This window comes from Shewanella sp. 10N.286.51.B2, assembly GCF_041469265.1.
In the GTDB taxonomy this organism is placed as follows: Bacteria; Pseudomonadota; Gammaproteobacteria; order Enterobacterales; family Shewanellaceae; genus Shewanella.
Genome location: NZ_JBFRKH010000021.1, coordinates 123,359 through 143,415, shown reverse-complemented (window position 1 = coordinate 143,415; position 20,057 = coordinate 123,359). Strand labels below are relative to the sequence as shown.

The window sequence follows — 20,057 nt, the reverse complement described above, 5'->3', positions numbered from 1 at the left end:
ACAGAATCTGTTACACCCTCTACAGTTGACCAGTTTTTGTTTAACACTATTACTGCACATTACTCATTTTTTTAATGGTTAACTTTCAAACTGTATATTACAACTTCAGTTTTGCCATTAACATCTGAATGAAACTGCTGACAGATAAATTCCATTCCTATTTTCTTCATAATTTTAATTGAACCTAAATTATCCTTATCCGCTATTGCTGTAAAACGTTCAATAATTGGTTGTTCCTCTACCAATAATTTAATCACTGCTTTGGCGCTTTCTGTCGCATAACCTTTCCCCCAAGCTGATTGTTTGAATCGCCAACCAATTTCAAGATTATTAAATTCAGGGGTCTCACTGAAAAAGCCCATGGGCCTAATCAATATCCAACCAACAAAGTTATCACGACTATCAACAGTATCTAGTTCTCGCTTTTCAAACACCTTCCAAAAGCCCCACCCTTTGGATGGCGTTAAATAACTTGCCAAACGTGGTATAGAAATATGTTCTATATCAGATTTTGAGGTAGGTTTTCCGCCGTTTATATATTTCATCACATCGGGATTTTGGTCTAGATCGTAAAGTAAATCGGCATCATCAAGCGTCATAATAGCAATTGATAATCTGTCTGTTGCTAACTGGGTTTTCATAACACCTACTTCCAATAAGTCAAACACAATGGCAAGATTCTAAATTTTAGATATAAAAAAAGGAACCCTAAGGTTCCTTTTTTAAAGAATAATAACTAATTACTTAGCTAAAGCTTCTTTTGCTTTTTCAACTAAAATTGTGAAAACAACTTTGTCGAATACAGCGATGTCAGCCAAAATTTTACGATCGATTTCGATCGAAGCTTTTTTAAGACCGTTAATGAAACGGCTATAAGAAAGACCATTTTGACGAGATGCCGCATTGATACGTGCAATCCAAAGTTGACGGAATTGACGTTTCTTTTGACGACGGTCACGGTAAGCATATTGACCAGCTTTAGTTACTGCTTGAACAGCAACACGGAAAGTACGAGAGCGAGCTCCGTAATAACCTTTGGCTAATTTAAGTACTTTCTTGTGACGAGCACGAGCGGTTACACCACGCTTAACTCTAGGCATTGTTCATATCTCCTTTAATTAAGCGTATGGTAGTTGACGTGCAATTGCTGGCACATCAGACTTAGCTACTAAACATTTAGCACGTAAGTGACGTTTACGCTTAGTGCTCTTCTTTGTCAAAATATGACGTAAGTGTGCCTGTTTGCGCTTGAAACCATTAGCGGTTTTTCTGAAGCGTTTTTGGACACCCTTATCTGTTTTCATTTTAGGCATTGCTAAAACTCCGCATTGGGACATTAATAAAACGTAAGGCGAGCAAAACCCTCAAAAAGGATTTTGCTACTTTTTAATTGGTTGCCCTACTATTTCTTTTTAGGTGCTAGGACCATAACTGCTTGTCGACCTTCCATTTTCGGGAAAGATTCAACAACAGCATATGTTTCCAAATCTGCTTTGATACGGTTCAAAAGATCCATACCTAAGCTTTGGTGTGCCATTTCGCGACCACGGAAACGCAGCGTAATTTTCGCTTTGTCCCCATCTTCTAGAAAACGAATCAGGTTGCGTAGTTTTACCTGATAGTCGTTTTCATCAGTGCCAGGACGGAATTTAATTTCCTTCAGCTGGACCTGTTTCTGCTTCTTCTTTTGTTCTTTTTGAGCTTTCGCTTTATCAAAAAGGAACTTACCGTAGTCCATAATGCGACAGACCGGAGGCTCAGCGTTAGGACTAATTTCAACCAGGTCTACACCTGCTTCATCAGCTAATTCTTGAGCCTGTGAAATACTTACGATTCCAACAGATTCGCCTTCGATATCCGATAGACGAACTTCTGGTACGCCAGTGATTTCTTCGTTAATACGATTAGGGGCTGGCTGTCGCCCTGCTGCTCTCTTGATCTTTATGACCTATTCCTCCAACAAAATTAGACTACGGCTCGAAATTTGTTTTTGTATCTTGGCAATAAAATCATTGATTTTAATCTTGCCTAAATCGATACCGTCACGTGTTCGTACCGCAACTTCCTTATTTTCTATCTCTTGATCACCAACGACCAATAAATAAGGTACACGCTTTAACGTATGTTCACGTATTTTAAAGCCTATTTTCTCATTCCTCAAGTCTTTAGATGCTCGAATGCCACTTTCTTTGAAAGTTTTAACAATTTCATCTACATAATCAGACTGTTTATCAGTAATGTTCATAACAATTACTTGCACTGGTGCAAGCCATGTCGGGAATTTACCTGCATACTCTTCAATTAGAATACCGAGGAAGCGCTCAAGTGAGCCTAAAATAGCTCTGTGAATCATAACCGGTGTTTGACGAGTGTTATCTTCAGCAACATAGGTAGCACCTAAACGTGAAGGTAACGCATAATCAAGTTGCACTGTACCACATTGCCACGCACGATCTAAGCAATCATGCAAAGTAAATTCGATTTTTGGGCCATAGAACGCACCTTCACCAGGTAAAATATCAAATTCGATATCATTAGCCTTAAGTGCTTTCTTTAATGCTTCTTCAGCACGATCCCACATATCGTCATCACCAATACGTTTTTCTGGACGAGTTGATAATTTAACGACGATATTTTCAAATCCAAACGTACCGTATGTGTCATACACCATTTGAATACATTCACTGACTTGTTCTTGAACTTGGTCATCGGTACAGAATACGTGTGCGTCATCTTGAGTAAAGCCACGAACGCGCATTAGGCCATGTAAAGAACCTGATGGTTCGTTACGATGACAACAACCAAACTCAGCCATTTTTAATGGCAAATCACGGTAAGACTTCAACCCTTGGTTAAAGATCTGTACGTGTCCCGGACAGTTCATAGGCTTAATCGCATATTCACGGTTTTCACTGTTCGTTGTGAACATCGCATCAGCGTATTTGTCCCAATGGCCAGAGCGTTCCCACAAGTTACGATCCATCATTAATGGACCTTTAACTTCTTGGTAAGTGTATTGCCCTAGTTTTTGACGAATAAACTTCTCAAGCTCTAAATATAAGCTCCAACCATCATTGTGCCAAAACACCATTCCTGGCGCTTCTTCTTGCATATGATAAAGGTCTAACTGTTTACCAATTTTACGGTGGTCACGTTTAGCCGCTTCTTCAAGACGGTTTAAATGTACTTTAAGAGCTTTTTTGTCTGCCCAAGCAGTACCGTAAACACGTTGTAGCATTTTATTGTCAGAGTTACCGCGCCAGTATGCACCAGCAACACTCATTAACTTAAAGTTTTGACAGAACTTCATGTTAGGTACATGAGGTCCACGACACATATCAATATATTCTTCGTGATGGTAAAGCGCTGGGGTTGCATCTTTGCTGATATTTTCATCTAAGATTGCAATTTTGTATTCTTCACCACGAGCTTCGAACGTATCACGGGCTTCTTGCCAAGAAACCACTTTCTTAACAACGCTATAATTTGTTTTAGCTAATGCTTGCATACGTTTTTCTAACGCATCGATATCTTCTTGAGTAAGCTTGTGATCTAAATCGATATCGTAGTAAAAGCCATTATCAATAACTGGACCGATTGCCATTTTAGTTTCAGGCCACATTTGCTTAATAGCATGACCTAATAAGTGCGCACAAGAATGGCGAAGGATTTCAACACCCTCTTCATTTTTAGCCGTAATGATTGAAAGTTCTGAATCTGTGGTAATTAAATCACAAGCATCAACGAGTTCACCGTTCACACGACCAGCAATACACGCTTTAGCTAAACCAGGACCGATGTCGGCAGCGACATCTGAAGTAGAAACAGAATCGGCAAACTCACGTTTGCTGCCATCAGGCAAAGTAATAATAGGCATTTCATTTCCTTATCCAGTGGTGACCCACACGTAGGGCCACTTGGTAATTAATATATAAAAGAAATGCCACCGAACATCAGACATTACAGGAGTCTGAGTCATAAGTGGCATGAATACGCATTGTATGTGAAAAGGCCTTTTGCAAGCAAGCTAACTCAGTCGCAAAATTGAATAAAACACCATCACAACAGCTTTTTACACTTCTTGGATGACTCGATTAACTTTTAATAGCCAATGCAGCTGCTACCTCAACTGACAACTTTGGCATTACGCGAGTTTTACTAATGTTTACTATACTTAATTCCAAGCTCAATCCTGCTTGCTGCTAAACGGTTAAAGGTTTTTTAGTTTTGCAAATGCTTTAATGTTAAATACTGGGGGAAGTTATGAATTTAGTCAGCCGAGTAATAAGTTGTCCGCATTGCGGCCATAATCAACATGTTCATATTGATACTAGTTGTGGAGATCAAGAGTATTATGATGATTGTCGAGTGTGCTGCAATCCAATCCATATGCGATTGCAAGTAAACGATTCAAATAGAACCATTCAATTATTTATAGATTCTGATGAAGAACAGTTCTATTAACAGTTGAACATGTAAAAACCTGCTTTAATAGGCTTAGATGTAGTAGCTTAGAATGTGTCATCAATCTAAGCCTTTGTAGGCTATTTTAGCAATGATTTTTTAGCTAAAATTCTTTCTACTGTATCGACTATAACTTGAGTTTGACTATCGATTTCGATATTGATTTTGTCACCCAGTTTGCAGTAACTCAAATTAGTTAATTTGAGCGTTTCTGGGATCAAATGTAACTTGAACTGGTCTTGATCAATCTCTCCTACCGTTAAACTGCATCCATTGACGCCTATAAAACCTTTATAGAAGATATAATCCATCCATTTAGCCGGTACTGTTAATGTTAAATTGTAATGCTCATCGGTATGACTTATGTGGGTAATTGTTGCCATGGTATGAACATGACCTGACAAAATGTGGCCACCTATCTCTTTTCCGAAGGTCAAAGAACGTTCAATATTGATTTTGTCACCCGGTTCAATAAAATTTAAGTTTGTTAGCTGTAAGGTCTCTTCCATTACATCAAAATAAACTCTATTATTCACCAGCTTTGTGACCGTTAAACAAACACCGTTATTTGCCACACTCGCACCAGTTTCTAAACCATGCTGTAGCTCTCCTGGAATATTAACTTCAAATGTTTTTAAACCACTCTGTGCTTTAATTGTAATAACATCACACGTCGCTTGTACGATACCAGTAAACATATTTGTGCTCTTTAGTTGAAGGTTTTTAAATGAATAACACAGGCTTTCAGGCCAAAAAATTAATCCAACTGGCAATGCCAGTATTAATTGCTCAAGTTACCCAAACAATGATGGGATTTATCGATACTGTTATGGCCGGTAGAGTCAGCGCTGTCGATATGGCTGCAGTCGCGATTGGTACCAGCTTATGGTTACCTGCTTTATTGTTTGTGCAAGGGCTACTGTTGGCATTTACACCAGTGTTTGCCCATCATCACGGCGCTAATAATCCAAAAGCAATCCAACCCTTGATGTCGCAAGCATTCTATATTGCCATAATTGGCAGTGTTGGTGTGTTGTTGTTCCTCTCATTTGCTAAAACTATTTTTACCATGATGGCTTTAGAACCTGAATTAGCCGAGTTAAGTGCAGGCTATTTACATGGTTTTATGTGGGGTGTACCTGCATTTATTTTGTACCAAATACTACGGGGCTGCTCTGAAGGCATCTCTTATACATTACCGACGATGGTTATTGGCTTTGTCGGTCTTGCGGTTAATATCCCTGCCAACTATATCTTTATCTATGGTCATTTCGGGGTCCCTGCGATGGGCGGTGCTGGTTGTGGTATTGCTACTGCATTAGTGTTTTGGGCAATGTTGATTGCCATGATGATTTACATGCAATTCCATAAGAAATTTGCAGAGATAGCGCCATTTTCCAAATTAAATAAACCTAATTGGAAGACGATATGGGAAATGATGAAACATGGCACCCCTATCGCTATGGCATTATTTTTTGAAGTCAGTCTATTCGCTGTTATTGCCTTATTATTAGCGCCCCTAGGTGCTAATGTCGTTGCTGGGCATCAAATTGCCCTCAACTTCTCATCAATCGTATTTATGTTGCCATTATCAATCGGTATTGCCGTTTCGATAAGAGTGGGTTATTACCTCGGTCAGGATAAAGTTGAAATATCCAAAATGGTCACAAAAATAGGACTGATATTGGCATTTTCATTAGCGGTGGTGACGGCAATCATTACTGTATTGTTCAAAACTGAAATAGCCCTGCTTTACAATAATAACCCTGAAGTCGTTGCACTAGCGGGTAGCTTAATGTTCCTTGCTGCTTTATACCAATTATCTGATTCTATCCAAGTGGTCGCAGCTGGTGCACTACGTGGCTATAAAGATACCAAGAGCGCCTTCTATATCACCTTGGTGTCATACTGGGCTATTGGTATGACATTGGGCTACATATTAGCTAGAACTGATATCATTGTGCCCGCTATGGGCGCTCATGGGTTCTGGATTGGCTTAATAGCAGGTTTAACCAGTGCCGCGATATTGTTCGCATTGCGTCTAATCTATATTCAGAAGAATGCCAAATTTAAAGCGGCATTTGAAGACCATAGCTAAAAGTGATTGTGTCAATGCAGTGGTAGAGCGTCGTAATCGTAATTAAAAACACTTGAATACGACGCTATACAACTCAATTTGCACAGCAAATAGCCACTCGTTCATATTTTTGATTTTTTTGCTTGCATCAAAACACGTATCCCGTAAGATATCGCTCGTTCCACAGATTACATGAAGATGTCATCTTACAACAATACAACCGTAGCTCAGTTGGTTAGAGCACTACCTTGACATGGTAGGGGTCGGTGGTTCGAATCCACTCGGTTGTACCATATTATTTGAAAGACACGTTACAACTGTAGCTCAGTTGGTTAGAGCACTACCTTGACATGGTGGGGGTCGGTGGTTCGAATCCACTCAGTTGTACCATTTTTTTTGAGATTGCTAAACACAATACAACCGTAGCTCAGTTGGTTAGAGCACTACCTTGACATGGTAGGGGTCGGTGGTTCGAATCCACTCGGTTGTACCATTCTTTACTTGTAACCCTCTGTAAAACATAAATAAAACATTCCTTATAAAAAAACAAACCAAATATTACTTGTGCCCAATAGTCAAAACTCCGTGCCAATTAGCTTTAAATCCATATTACTTATCGTCAAAAACACTTAGTTAAACCACCCTTCTCTATTTCGTATAACAAAACCTATAATCGACAGATTTATGCCAAAAGTGCCGATTGTGCCAAATCTGTGCCCAACATGTTGGCACAGCGTTTAATTAAGCTAAATTTTTATGACCCCCACCTTAAACAAAAATTATGGGCAAACATATAGTCATTAACTGGATAAAGCCTACTTTAGACAAACCTTACTATTTGGGCATATTTAGCTTTTCTTAAACTGTGTGAAAGTGCTGTCGGTTATACTTTTCTGATAATAGATCTGCATGCCACTCATACTGTTGAATGCACCGCTACAATAATTAATTTTAAAAGGCTTTATTAGCCAGGGCGATCGCATGAGTTACTGAGCAGCATTTAACTAATGTGAGCTTACTAATCAATATGAGGCCGAGGAAAACACTTGGCTATTTAACCGTTAGAAGTTTTAACGGGCAAGCGTGTGTCGGTTATGTCGAGAATCTAGGGTTTGATGCGGTTATTTATTGAAAAGTACAATTTTCTCAGCTTTTTGCTCATCAATAACTCGATGTACCCAGCCTTTAGTATCAGTAGCTTCCAGCATTCCACATAAGCCAATGCTTAATTTATCCGCTTGAGCTCCTTGTTCAATTGCTTCAGAAAAACCATGACCCGACTTAATTGCCCCTTTATCAGAGATAACATATCGATCATGGAAATACTTAGCAGGTGCAACTACAATTGAAAATTTTGGAATGTACTCGAAAATTTCAGTATATTCTTGATTAAAAACTCTGGCTGGGTCAGCAGTATTTATACTTGTTACTAAGGTAATACTATTAATTGAATGAGAACATTGAAGCTGTTTGAATATTTCTACCAACACCGGATTAGCAGCCAATCTGAAATACTGGTCAACAATTAATAAATCACCTCCGAATCTTAATAGCGTCCCTATTTGTGAAGAAATTTCGGCTGCAGTTTTATTAATTTGAATAGTCGGTGGTAGATCCCATTTTGCGTGACCTTCAATAAGATCATCATATTTGATAGCGTCTGCAAACGTTTCTGAAATGACAGAGTTGAATGCTAGATGTGTAACCTGCTTGGAACACCAATCGGACCAATTTTCCGCATTTATGTGAACTCGATCAGTTGGAAGTATCACGTAGCCTTGGTTTTTATTTCTTTGAAGGTTATTTAAAAAGTTGGTAATTGATTTCTTTCTTATTGGTTTAAGATTTTCTGAAGCTTTTGCAGCTTTAAAAGCTTCCTTCGCCCACTCTCTTACTGGCGCAATAACGTAACGTCCTGACTCAAATCCAAATCGTTCTTTTAATAAGCCATAATAGTGAAACTCACTAAGGCAACGAGGGTCAAACGCAACTTCTTGATACATTAGAATAACTCCTCGTCGCGTTCATCAAAGAAGCCACCAGGCCAGTCATTCTCAAAATCACCATCATCAGTAACTTTAAACTTTTTAGTTAAAACACCATTTGCTGAAGGTTCAAGGTAAGTTATTGATATATCATCAGTAGTAACAGGAGAAAAACCATCAGGCAATTCGTCTGCTGTTGTTTGTCGTATACGCTTAAGCATTCGTAACACGAGATGCTCACTGTGTGTCTCAATTAAAAAACCGGCTTTTGTATTTGCTTGGGTTAACAAATCTCCAATGGCGACTTGTACCCTTGGATGAACATGTAACTCTGGTTGCTCACATGCAATAACCCCTTTATTTCGCGAATAAATAGCAACAACTAATGGTAATAACTGAGAAACCCCAACACCAATATCTGAAGCTGTAACATCGATACTATTATGAGTATCCCACAAAGTAACTGACGTATGCTTAAATTGAGATAAGCCCTTATAAAATGAAGAGTGTATATCTTTAGATTCCCTATCAGCTTCTAAATTCTCGTAATTTATTATGTTAGGTTCAGACTCATCACTTTCATGTACTTGCTCAATTTGAATTCCTATAGCATCTGAAATTGCTAATAAATCGTTATAATGATTTACATCAAATGATGGAGTAATAAAACGGTTCTCGCCTTCTTGGGTTCGATAGATGAGCTTATAACCTAAATCTAACTTTTCAGAACCAAGCCATTCATTTACGTTATGGTCTCGTCTTATATTAGTAATTGCGAGTTCATCCCAACAAGCTTGACCTGAATACCAATCACCTTGCTTAGGGTATGGATTCGGCTCATATGTTGAATTAGGAATTTTTCTTAGCGGACCAATACAAAGGCTGTTGTTGAGAATATCAAGAAGATTGTCAAGCGGTGACACAAATAACTCACTCAGCAATTCAACAATAATTGAACCATTTAATTCACTGTCAAAAGTTAAACTAGTAGTTAATTTCTTACCTAATACAGGTAATGCTCCAGCGATACATGCAACACCAAAAGGTAATTGATGTTGCAAAAATAACTCTACCCTGTTGTTTAAACCGTCTTCAGCGAAATGGTCTTCAAAAACAAAATCATCATTATTTATCTCTGTGTCAAACAGTTCGACCTTCGTGCTTGAAAGTATATGTTCACTATTATGAAATATTTCATCGAGCCAATCATTTTGTGCATCATTCCATTCATCAAATAGTTGATTACTGAAATTTAATGAGCTAACGATTGGATTTTTTAGCCCTGCATCACTATTTATTGTTCCAACAAAATTATCATCTAACCAAACAGAATAAGACTCAATAAAAGCTGAACCCGTTGTATGTGACCAAGCAATCACAAACTCCACTGCCACTTTATTTGATGAGGCTGCTGCACTGTCAGAAATTATTACATCGAGCCCTGGCGTTATTAGCTCATTTATTAGATCACTAGTTGTAGTATATTGAGACCCAATAGCATGGTGTTTATCATATTCGACTTTTATCTTAATTCTTTTAGATATATCTCGACCATTCACCAAGTTTTTAAAGCCACCGACAAATTTATCCCCCAAAGCATCAAGTATCTGAGGATTACACTGACCTTTCTCAAGTATCTGTTGCAGATAAAACAGCGCCATTAATACCGTACTTTTACCCACACTATTTGGGCCAAACAGTAAAGTGACCGGTGCAAACTCTATAGTCTGTGTTTCTTTAAAAGAGCGAAAGTTGGTGAGTGATAATTTGGTGATTCTCATTAAATTTCTCTTCTAATTTGATTTGGTAGACAATCGGTTAATCATATCAACGAGTTGGGTTGGGCCTTGGTCATTTTTAACCATATCGGTTGTGCTTGGTCTAAATAGTGTTTGCAAAATAAGTTGGCGGTCTTCGTCTTTGGGTCCTTGGCCTTTGCGAGTAAGTGCAAGATAGGTGTGAATCATGGTTCTACGTTCTTGTGCGTCAGTAGTAAGGTGCAAGTGAGACATGAAAATATTTGCCGCGACTTTAATAAGCCAAATACCGAATGTGGTAATAACGGCAACAGTGATGAGCTTGTTTAATGCTACATCTTTAATTGTTGTATTTAAGTGAGTATCAACAAATACCATTAATGTTGTAACTACAGCGATAATCATTAATGACATGACAATACCAAAACCGATTGCCTTGTTGCGGTTACTTTTTTGCTGAATACCCCAGTACCTAACAGCGGCATGTAATGCGAGCTTGTCATCATAGGTTTTGGTAAGGTTTTCTAAGTCTGTCTTCGCACTGGCCAGCTCATCATCAAACTTGGCTTTAAACTGCTCTTTATGCGTTTCTAAATCAGCGGTTTGTGTTTCGGTTTGGTCTTGCCAATCACTGATTAAGCCATCAACTTTTAAATTTTGGCGTGTTGCTTCATCAATTGTAGTTTGGTACTCAGTAATCCAGGTATCTCGCTGGCTCGTTTGTTCTTCATCCCAGCGCTCTTTTAGCATCTGCAAGGAATCAGCTTCATCCTTCACACGATCTTGATTACCTGAAATATAAGCATCGGCTTCTTGTAAACCTTGATACATTTTGCGATCAATAGGGCTAACATTGACATCAAAAACAGCGGCAATAGCAGCTAAGCCAAACTCCACACTTTTATCTGCCTGTCTTTTAACAAACTCATAGAATGGAGCTTCTTCAGTAAAAATTTTTTTGCTATCAAGGAAAGAATTAAAGCTATTACTAAACTGCTCAACCCGATTATTGTAATTGTCAGGATCGTTTTTAAAACGTTTTAAACCATCAGTTACTTGTTTTTGAAGATTATTCCAACTTTGATCAAAAGTCGTAAACAACTGGTGCATTTGATAACGTTGGCTTTGTTGAGCATGAAAGGCATAAAGCTGACGTTGTTGTTGAACCCAAGCTAATAACTTTTCAGGTTCATCAAACCATTTACTGCCTGTTTCGGTTTTGATGGTAATGCGCTTTAATTTTATTTCTTGTTCGATTTCTTCTGACATATCAACGTCCTTGTTATTCTTTTTATGTTTGTTTCAAAGTAAATCGCTATAGTTCTCCAGCGAACGCTTTTTGGCTAGAAGAGTTAAACATTTCTTCAGCTTGTTTCTTTGCAAGGTTAAGCGTTTCTATATTAGCCATAGTTTTTCTCATTACATTTGAAAATTCTATTTGCTTATCCATTGGAGGAACCAGAATATCTAAGTTTTTCAACGCTACAATTTTCAGTTCTGCGAATGTAGTACCAGACGCTATTTGTGAATAATTAGCAAAAAATATACGTTGTAATAAACTTCTTAGGTAATCACTGTTTACATCACTATCACCAGATTTAATCCACAACACTCGCCCGTCTTTAAAATAAAATGGATGTTCATGTTCTACACGCCAAATTCGACCATCAGGACAAATAGAGGGTAGTAAAAGGTCACCAACTTTAGGGACACCACCATGCTCTTTCAATTCAGAATAATGTTGTGGTGAAATAAATAAGCTTGGCTCAATAGATTTACCCTCTCCAAGTTTACCAACCTCTGTCCCCCTATAAAACGGAATGCCTGAATCAACAAAATCATCAACAAATACACGCTTGCTTGAACCGACTCCACAAAGTTGAACAAGCTTCTTAACTTCCCAACCTTTCGGGTTGGTGACGGGATCGCCAAACATATCTAGGAAGACGCTGCGGAGGAAGTCGTCGGCGAGGTTAATGGCTTGTTGGCGTTTTCGGCGGATGGCATCGGCTTTATCTAAAATCGCGGCAATGCGCTTTTGCTCGTCTAGTGGTGGGAGTGAGATTTCGTGTTCCCAAAATATTTTCATCGAAACACGAGGCATTTTCGCACCCGCAACCTGCTCATTAATCCAACTAACAAAACGATTAGAACGCAAATAATGGACAAGATAACTTCGGTCCAATCTCTCAGCATCAGGTAACATTGGTACTAATTCAGTTGTAGCTAAACCTTGAGTATCAGGCAATACAACCTTATTTAAATATGGTCGCAATTTTGAGTAAAGTACGTACCTTTCATCAAACCAATGTGTTGATGTCCCTGCATCACTGACCGGTGCAATAACTTTACTAATTACTTTCCCCGTCTGAGATTCGACCATATCAAGATTTAATTGCCATACTTCGTTAGGGTTTTTAACCGCTGGTTTTTTAATTGGTTTGGACGGGGCGACATCCCCTAACTTAACTAACGGCCAACTCACAGCATTTCCTCCAACTTAATCAAGTCTTTTAGAATGTCATTTTCCAGCGCTTTTAACTTCGTTAAAATCGCCTTTGGCTGTTCATAACTTTCTTCTTCGTAAACGACTTCTTTGTAGCGGTTTATCGACAGGTCATATTTGTTCGAAATGATATCGTCTTTACTGACCCAGAACGCCTTTTGTGTTTTGTCATTACTAGCGCTTGCAGCAAGTGCTTTGTCACGACCTTTGAATTCTGCTATTAAGCTCGGCAAGTCGTTCGTTTTAATTGGCGTACGTTTATCATCTAATGAGAAACCATCGGCTTGTACGTCATAAAACCATACGTGATCGGTGCTGCCACCTTTGGTGAAAATAAGAATGGCAGTTGATACACCGGCATAGGGTTTAAATACCCCACTTGGCAGTGAAATTACCGCTTCTAACTGGTTACTTTCAACTAATAACTGCCGCAATTGCACGTGCGCTTTTGATGAGCCAAATAACACTCCGTCTGGCACAATAGTGGCTGACTGGCCGCCAATTTTAAGCATTTGTTCAATCAGCGCGACAAACAGCAGTTCAGTCTTTTTGGTTTTCACTTTACGCAACAAGTTAGGACAAACGTCCTCTTCGTCTAAGCTGCCTTTAAATGGCGGGTTGGCGAGAATAATGTCAAAACCTTCATTAGCCTCGTTAGGGAAGTTCTCACTAAAGCGTTGGCTTAAGGTATCTTGATAATGAATACCAGGTTGTTTAATGCCATGCATAACAAGGTTCATTGCTGCGACTCGAAGCATGGTGGCGTCAAAGTCAAAGCCATTGAACATCTTAGTGTCAATGTGGGCTCGTTGTTCAGGCTCGATTAAGTCGCCTGAGTAGAGTACGTTTTCAACCGCGTTACCGTCGACATCGAGTAATGGTTTACCGTCTTCGTCAAAAAGGGCTTCACGCTCTATGCCCTCTTTTGAGGTGTATTTTTCAAGTAGATACTCGTAAGAGGTTGATAAGAAACCGCCGGTGCCACTTGCAGGATCGCAAATGCGACTGGTGACACTTGGGTCCATCATTTCAACGATGGCGCGGATAATATGGCGCGGGGTTCTGAACTGGCCATTAATACCTGCGGTAGTTAGCTTACTTAGCAGGTATTCGTATAAATCGCCTTTTGTGTCTGAGTTATCAAGTGGTAAGTCGTTTACCATCTCTACTGCTCTTAATAGTAATGACTTCTTTTGGATCATTAACTGAGCATCTTTCATGAATTCTGAGAAAATCGAACCTTCATACCCTTCGGTCACCGATTCAGCAGAACTTGTAGCAAAGTATGGGAATAACTCATCTTTAACGGTTTTATATAGTTCGTCGGCGCCTAAGTGACGCATATTTTGCCAACGCAGATGTTGCTGTGTGTCGTTAAAGCGGTGATTGAATGCTTTACCGGTACGTAGGCTACGTTTTTCATCGGCTTGCTCGTTCATATCGAGCATACGGGCATACATTAAGAAGGTAATTTGCTCGACCACAGTTAATGGATTGGTGATGCCACCTGTCCAGAATTCTTCCCAAAGTTTGTCGATTTTGCTTTTTAATTGACCTGTGATCATGTTGTTTCCTGATGCGTATAAATTACGTTTAAAATATGTTTAAGTTGCGCTTAAATTAAAGGTGGATCTGTTTGTCGACACTGCCGCTCTTTGCGCCCAATTCTACATTAAATTGCTGGATAAAGTGCTGGATAACATCGGCCTGTTGTTCACTAAACACGCCATCAAGCCCCATGTCGTGTACTTGGGTAAATGGCGCATCGTATAACTGCTCAATTTGAATAGCACCATGACGAATGAGGTGGTTTTTAAGCATGCTGATAAAGCGTTGTTGTTTGGCATTCATGTGTGTGTGGGTTTGTTGCACAAACTCAGTAAACTTATCTTCTATCGCCTGTTGGTTCATGCCCACAATGGTACGTAGGATTTCATCGAGCGTGGCTGTCGATTCAGGGAAAAACTCTTTTAATGTGTTCAAATCCACATTGGGGTTTTGGGTGTGCACTAATGAGTTAAGCTGCGCTAAATCAGTGGCTGTTACAGCTTGGCCTAAACGAATTTTTTGCAGTACTGCATTTGAGTCAAAAAACGGCGCTAAGGATTGCTCAACCTGTTGACGGAAGATTTGATAATCGATAGAGACAATTTTGGTTGGACGCTCTGTGAATTTGTATTCAGCTTCTTCTTCTTTAATATCAAATAGGATTTCAGGCTCTGGTATTTGGATTTCTTTATCGCGCAGATGGATGATACTACGCAGTGCGAGTCGGCTTTCCTCTAACTCGGCGAAGGTCACATCTTGCCAGTAGTCATCAGTTTGAATCGCCGCGATTGCTTTAGCCTTAGCACGCACCTCGTTTAAGTGCATCTGCAGTGTCTCGACTTTATTCATCACCACCTGTTTGGCTGAGTCTATTTGACTCGGGTCTACATACACTAGCGTTTGTAACTTAGCGATTTCATTATCAAATCGATAAGCTTCACTTTGCCCCATGATGTTGCGCCACTGCATTAATGGCGCAATATGCTCAGCCAAATTTACTTTGGTTTGTGGAGAATATTGATTTAACAGTTTTAGCTCTTTGCAGGCTTCGACGACTTGCCAGTTATCGCGAACTGCAATGGTGTTCATATCCAATAAACACACATCTTGATGGACAAGCTTTACTACTGCATCAAAGGTCGTTATATCTGCCTTTTTCAGCACAGTATCAGCTAAGGTTAAGCGGCTTTCAAATAGCTTTTGGGTCAGTGACTTACTTAGTTTAACGTCTTCTTCTTCTGGATCTAGGTCGAAATATTCAAAGTTTTCCCAATGGTCAAAAATAAGGAAGTGAGTTTTATCCTTTCCCTTACCGTACAGGTCTTCACATAAGCGTGTACCACGGCCTATCATTTGCCAGAACTTTACTTTTGATTTTATTGGTTTAGCAAACACCAAATTGACGCATGCCGGTACATCGATTCCGGTATCAAGCATATCCACCGATATCGCAATACGTATGCTATTTTCTGATTTAGATTTAAAGTCATCGATAAGCTCATCTGCACGTTCGTATTTCGAGTGAATTACGCGACAAAAGTTTTCACCCAGTTGTGGGTACATTTCACCAAACAGTTGTGTCATTAGTTCGGCATGAGCAATATTGCGTGCAAACACAATGGTCTTACCGGGCAATTGACCGTCTACGTCACGTATACCTTTATCCATTAGGTTACGCAGTATGGCGCGGTTGGTATCTTTGTTTTTGACGGTTTCATCAATTTGCTTAGCATCGAAATCTAGCTCGTTAGGATCGATTCCTTGCTCTTCTAGCGCTGCAATTTGCTCATCTGTGAGGTTGTTTTTGTGAATACCTTCTCGCAGAAATTTAGTCGTAAAGCTGACTATTTTATAGGGCACTAGATTACCTTGTTCAATGGCAAGTTCTAACGGGTAGTTAGCGGTTGGTAGCTTAAAGTCACAGCCAAACAGCTCACAGGTTGAACGAGAGACCATCTCAACTGGCGTAGCGGTTAACCCAGCTTCTAAAGCATCAAAGTATTTAAAGATATCGCCGTAAATATTGTAGATAGAACGATGTGACTCATCGGCTACGATTAAATCGAAATAGCCTACATCGTATTTTTGAAAGATGCGGATCATACCTGGATATGTCGCGATAAAAACGCGTGCGCTGCTAGCGGCTTCTTTCTTACTTTTACCGACCACATATAAGGGTTCTTCAGTGAATTCATTAAACGCGCTACCCGCTTGTTTACGTAACTCTTTTCGGTCACATAAAAACAGTACTCGCTTGGCCCAGCCTGCATCAAGCAGCCGTTTAGCGAGAGCAATGGAAACACGGGTTTTACCGGTACCGGTTGCTTGCACAATTAATGATTTACGGTGTTTGTCGCTGAAGCGCTCACTTACACGAGTAATTGTTTCTATTTGATAATCACGACCTGCTACGGTTAAATCTATGGGCGTGGTATTAAGATCTTTTTTAAGGGTTCGTTGCTTAATAAGATACTGAAGGCTGTCTTTTGAATAGTAGCCGTAAAGCTTACGGCTATTATAGCCCTGCGCATCATCGAGGATGCGAATATCGTAGCCGTTAGAATAGAAAATGACAGGACGTTGTTTGTATTGCTTTTGTAAGGCATCCGCATATATTTTTGCTTGTTCACGTCCCTTCTCAACCGATTCTCTTGTGCGCTTAGCTTCAATGACGGCAAGGGGCTTACCATCATCATCCCACAACACGTAGTCAACGTAGCCGATGCCTGTTGGTGTTGGCTGATTATCAACTTGCACCTCTTTACCGACTTCTTCGGTGCTTGCTTCATCTAAAGAGACATTCCAGCCTGCAGCGCGAAGATCGATATCAATAATACGGGCTCGTGTTTGCGCTTCGTCAAAATCAAAACTTGAAGTGATTTTCATGTTTCGCTGTTTCACTTGATCAATCTTATTTTGATCAATACTTTGCTTTAATTTAGCAGACTCTTTTTGGGCTAGTTTTTGCGCTTTCTCTGCAGCTTCTAATTCATTTAATGCTTGCTTTAGGCGAGCTTCATTTTCAGCGAGTTTTTGCGCTAGTTGTTTATTCTTTTTGGCAAATTCTTGGTTATCTTGATTTAGTGGCTGCTTTTGGGTGGGTACGCAAAACTCTGGACAATCTTGCTGCTTACCACCGTCATAAGCCATAAAAAGGTAGCTAGCAATAAAATAGCTTTCTTTTAATATCCAAATCGCTTGTTGTTGATCAACTTTACCTTCATGGGCAGCCTGGTTACCGCTTTTACGTATAGCATGAAGTTTATCAGTAATGAGTCGAGGCACGACACTGGTGAAGTCATCAGCTGTGAGTTTGTCGTAAATATTAGAGTTAGGAAAAACAGGTAAGCGCAGCTCTTTATATAAGAACCCTACTACTTTTTCTGCAAAACAACGCAGTTTTACCAATGAACTTTGTGGATCTGTTATCGCGTATTCTTCAGCAAATGCACCTAGCTTATGGAGTTCTGGCCACTGTTGTCGAATATGTTCAAAATTCATTGATTGCTTCATTCCTAACTAATTCCTTATTTTTATGCCTAAAGCGGTATTAATTTTGTTTTGCCAACACTATAAATAGATTGAGTGTATTCCTTTACTATTCTCAAAACTGGCCGTTTTATAGTCATTGAGTTAACAATTAATTAGTAGCAGATTTAATGAGTTAACCCGACACTGCTATTTAAAAATAATTTTTTGTACAACTAAATGGTTATAAACAAATGATTCATAAACATTAAACATTGAATCAATATACTCAAAATCAAACAAGTTTTGTTTTTATAAGCTTGTAATTCCTATGGGCAACGAACTTCTACAGCTAAAGTTTCACAGATTGAGTAAGTAGACCCACCTTTAACGCCATCGGATTGCACTTTTATTTTTTCAACAACATCGTTTGGAAGGTGATTTAGTAGCTTTTTATTTAGCTGGCTCAGAACCTCTTGAATAAACTTCGCATTCATAGGTAGTAATAGGTCTAGCTCCTCTCGAACCCAATCACCTTCATCTTCTAAACCAAAGGTTTTGTATACCCGAACATCTCCTTTCATATCAAAAAAGTATTGAAGATATTGTTTGGAAAAGTCAGTATTTTTAATGAAGCTTGAACCTACTTTAATGGTGCGGGATGGTTGAGACAGCATAAATAAATACAATGCTAATAATTTTGCTGATAGCTTGATATCCACACCTAATAGACTCAATTCTCTTGTCTTCAAATTGATAGAAATGGATAACGTGTGACTGGCAGCATTCATTAATGCGACTGTTTTTGAGAAAGAACTATCATCTAGCTGGTTAATCAGATCAGATTCAAACTGTTTACGCATTCGCACGAAAGGAATTTCAGCAAGAGTCACTATGGCATTTTTAGTGTTGATTAGCGTGTCAGGCGTTTTGCCTTCTATCCAATTATCTTGGCGCGTTGGATAGTAAAAGTCTTTAACAAATTCAAACTCATCATTCACGAACACATGGCTTAACGCATCTTGTTCACGCCCATACAAAGACATGGCATAACCCATGTAAAACGCCATGGTTTTTCGGCCACCAGCAATTGAACCGTGAATGGCGCAATTCGAATCAGCGGTGAGTTTTGCTATTTTACGGGTAATGAAATCTGCCATGGTTGACTGATCTTCTTCCCGCTTGGCATCTTCTAATTCGTGACCATTATCATCACTGATAACCCAAATGTTTGATTCATTAAATACAATAGGCGGAAGTGAATATTCAGTGATTAGTTGGTGCCAATTGCCCTGTTCAAAAAGGCCTTCAACTAACAGTTTCTTTGAGCCTTTAGTGGTAATAACGAATACTTCTTCAGGGATCGCTTTTCCTTGTATGTGCAATCCAAAAAGTGTTTCAGTTAATACTTGAGGACTTGCGCCAGTGACAGCGACTAAAATGTTTTTCATACAATCCTTCAACATAACTAACAGATTTAAAGGTACAAAGAAGGAAAAACCAAAACCAGATTCCATTCTGCATCTATCTCATATACTTGTTAAATTTGAAGTTTTACCAAAGTTATTCAAGTATTTTAATGACTATATGTGACTTAATCAGTCTTGTCACCGATATATGTCAAATAATATTATAGTGGTCGATTATTTTTGACCACTACATAAAACACTTTAAATTGATTTTGAAATTAACTGCTAAAAAACACTTAAAATTAATTATTTATCACTTTAATTTATATATTTCCAAGTATGTTATATCTGTAGAGCTAGATTGGACTTCCCATACTTTGCTAGACACCTAAAGTTACAATGTCACTTAATTAATGAGTTGATTATGAGCAAAGGCAAACGAGATTCTCATGAATTCAAAGTAGAAGGTGTTAAGCAAATAGCTGAACGTGGTTATTCTGTTTATGAGGTCTCTGATAGGCCTGGGCTCTATACCAAAAAGTTATATCACTGGCGTAGCCAGTGATCTAATAAGCCTAAGATATCCAAATCCACTGACGACCAACTAAAGATCGCAAAATTTGAAGCTGAGTTGATTCGCATCAAGGAGGAGCGAGATATTCTCTAAAAGGCCGTAAGGTACTTTGTGCATCAACCCAGAGTAAATTGCGGATTTATACAAGCACACCAAGGAAAGTGTGCTGTTGTCGAACACCACTTGCGCAATATTTGATGGTAAATTAATTTGGGCGGATAAAAATTTAACTCAAATTTAAGTTGACAGAATCCTTCAAAAATAAGTAT

General features: G+C 39.0%; 15 protein-coding genes, 3 tRNA genes and 1 pseudogene. 6 read left to right on the top strand and 13 right to left on the bottom strand.

Annotated elements, in window-relative coordinates:
* Positions 1-71: 71 nt before the first annotated feature.
* The 5 genes from AB4140_RS06520 to thrS form a co-directional block, all read right to left on the bottom strand.
* Positions 72-641: a GNAT family N-acetyltransferase gene (locus AB4140_RS06520; RefSeq protein WP_372000264.1), complete on the bottom strand. Its 570-nt coding sequence runs from the start codon at positions 639-641 to the stop codon at positions 72-74.
* Positions 642-740: 99 nt separating this feature from the next.
* On the bottom strand, positions 741-1,100 hold the full coding sequence (gene rplT, locus AB4140_RS06515; protein WP_076540889.1) for a 50S ribosomal protein L20: 360 nt from the start codon (positions 1,098-1,100) through the stop codon (positions 741-743).
* Positions 1,101-1,118: 18 nt separating this feature from the next.
* Positions 1,119-1,313, bottom strand: coding sequence for a 50S ribosomal protein L35 (gene rpmI / locus AB4140_RS06510; RefSeq protein ID WP_055023949.1), 195 nt, complete (start codon positions 1,311-1,313; stop codon positions 1,119-1,121).
* A gap of 89 nt (positions 1,314-1,402) precedes the next feature.
* Complete coding sequence (gene infC / locus AB4140_RS06505; RefSeq protein ID WP_076540890.1) at positions 1,403-1,945, bottom strand: translation initiation factor IF-3; 543 nt, start codon at positions 1,943-1,945, stop codon at positions 1,403-1,405.
* A gap of 3 nt (positions 1,946-1,948) precedes the next feature.
* Complete coding sequence (gene thrS, locus AB4140_RS06500; RefSeq protein ID WP_372000262.1) at positions 1,949-3,877, bottom strand: threonine--tRNA ligase; 1,929 nt, start codon at positions 3,875-3,877, stop codon at positions 1,949-1,951.
* Positions 3,878-4,263: 386 nt separating this feature from the next.
* On the opposite strand from thrS, the gene AB4140_RS06495 reads away from it, so the two are divergent.
* Positions 4,264-4,464, top strand: a complete 201-nt coding sequence (locus AB4140_RS06495; RefSeq protein ID WP_372000260.1) for a CPXCG motif-containing cysteine-rich protein — start codon at positions 4,264-4,266, stop codon at positions 4,462-4,464.
* A gap of 80 nt (positions 4,465-4,544) precedes the next feature.
* On the opposite strand, the gene AB4140_RS06490 is transcribed toward AB4140_RS06495, so the two are convergent.
* Positions 4,545-5,162 carry a riboflavin synthase subunit alpha gene (locus AB4140_RS06490; protein ID WP_372000258.1) on the bottom strand — a complete coding sequence of 206 codons (618 nt, stop codon included), beginning with the start codon at positions 5,160-5,162 and terminating at the stop codon, positions 4,545-4,547.
* 29 nt (positions 5,163-5,191) lie between these two features.
* On the opposite strand from AB4140_RS06490, the gene AB4140_RS06485 reads away from it, so the two are divergent.
* The 4 genes from AB4140_RS06485 to AB4140_RS06470 all read left to right on the top strand — a co-directional run bounded on the left by AB4140_RS06485 (position 5,192) and on the right by AB4140_RS06470 (position 7,034).
* The gene (locus tag AB4140_RS06485; RefSeq protein WP_372000256.1) at positions 5,192-6,562 is read left to right on the top strand and encodes an MATE family efflux transporter; all 1,371 of its coding nucleotides are present in this window, start codon (positions 5,192-5,194) and stop codon (positions 6,560-6,562) included.
* Positions 6,563-6,757: 195 nt separating this feature from the next.
* Positions 6,758-6,834: transfer RNA gene (locus AB4140_RS06480), tRNA-Val, on the top strand.
* A gap of 20 nt (positions 6,835-6,854) precedes the next feature.
* Positions 6,855-6,931: transfer RNA gene (locus AB4140_RS06475), tRNA-Val, on the top strand.
* Positions 6,932-6,957: 26 nt separating this feature from the next.
* A tRNA-Val gene (locus tag AB4140_RS06470) sits at positions 6,958-7,034 on the top strand.
* 628 nt (positions 7,035-7,662) lie between these two features.
* Here the strand turns inward: AB4140_RS06470 and AB4140_RS06465 are convergent.
* The 7 genes from AB4140_RS06465 to csm6 all read right to left on the bottom strand — a co-directional run bounded on the left by AB4140_RS06465 (position 7,663) and on the right by csm6 (position 19,256).
* Positions 7,663-8,544: a hypothetical protein gene (locus AB4140_RS06465; RefSeq protein WP_372000254.1), complete on the bottom strand. Its 882-nt coding sequence runs from the start codon at positions 8,542-8,544 to the stop codon at positions 7,663-7,665.
* A complete protein-coding gene (locus tag AB4140_RS06460) occupies positions 8,544-10,307 on the bottom strand; it encodes an AAA family ATPase (RefSeq protein WP_372000252.1) in 1,764 nt (587 codons plus the stop codon). Before AB4140_RS06460 ends, AB4140_RS06465 begins: the two co-directional genes overlap by 1 nt.
* 12 nt (positions 10,308-10,319) lie before the next feature.
* Positions 10,320-11,552 (bottom strand): DUF6161 domain-containing protein, encoded by a 1,233-nt coding sequence (locus tag AB4140_RS06455; protein ID WP_372000250.1) that lies wholly within the window; start codon positions 11,550-11,552, stop codon positions 10,320-10,322.
* A 46-nt stretch (positions 11,553-11,598) separates the two neighbouring features.
* The gene (locus AB4140_RS06450; protein ID WP_372000248.1) at positions 11,599-12,768 is read right to left on the bottom strand and encodes a restriction endonuclease subunit S; all 1,170 of its coding nucleotides are present in this window, start codon (positions 12,766-12,768) and stop codon (positions 11,599-11,601) included.
* Positions 12,765-14,354, bottom strand: a complete 1,590-nt coding sequence (locus AB4140_RS06445) for an N-6 DNA methylase (RefSeq protein ID WP_372000246.1) — start codon at positions 14,352-14,354, stop codon at positions 12,765-12,767. Before AB4140_RS06445 ends, AB4140_RS06450 begins: the two co-directional genes overlap by 4 nt.
* Positions 14,355-14,409: 55 nt before the next feature.
* On the bottom strand, positions 14,410-17,850 hold the full coding sequence (locus AB4140_RS06440; RefSeq protein WP_372000244.1) for a DEAD/DEAH box helicase family protein: 3,441 nt from the start codon (positions 17,848-17,850) through the stop codon (positions 14,410-14,412).
* A 284-nt stretch (positions 17,851-18,134) separates the two neighbouring features.
* Positions 18,135-19,256, bottom strand: coding sequence for a CRISPR-associated ring nuclease Csm6 (gene csm6 / locus AB4140_RS06435; RefSeq protein WP_372000242.1), 1,122 nt, complete (start codon positions 19,254-19,256; stop codon positions 18,135-18,137).
* Between the two features lie 382 nt (positions 19,257-19,638).
* On the opposite strand from csm6, the pseudogene AB4140_RS06430 reads away from it, so the two are divergent.
* Positions 19,639-19,741, top strand: a pseudogene (locus AB4140_RS06430) (hypothetical protein); the annotation flags it as partial.
* Positions 19,742-20,057: the final 316 nt, after the last annotated feature.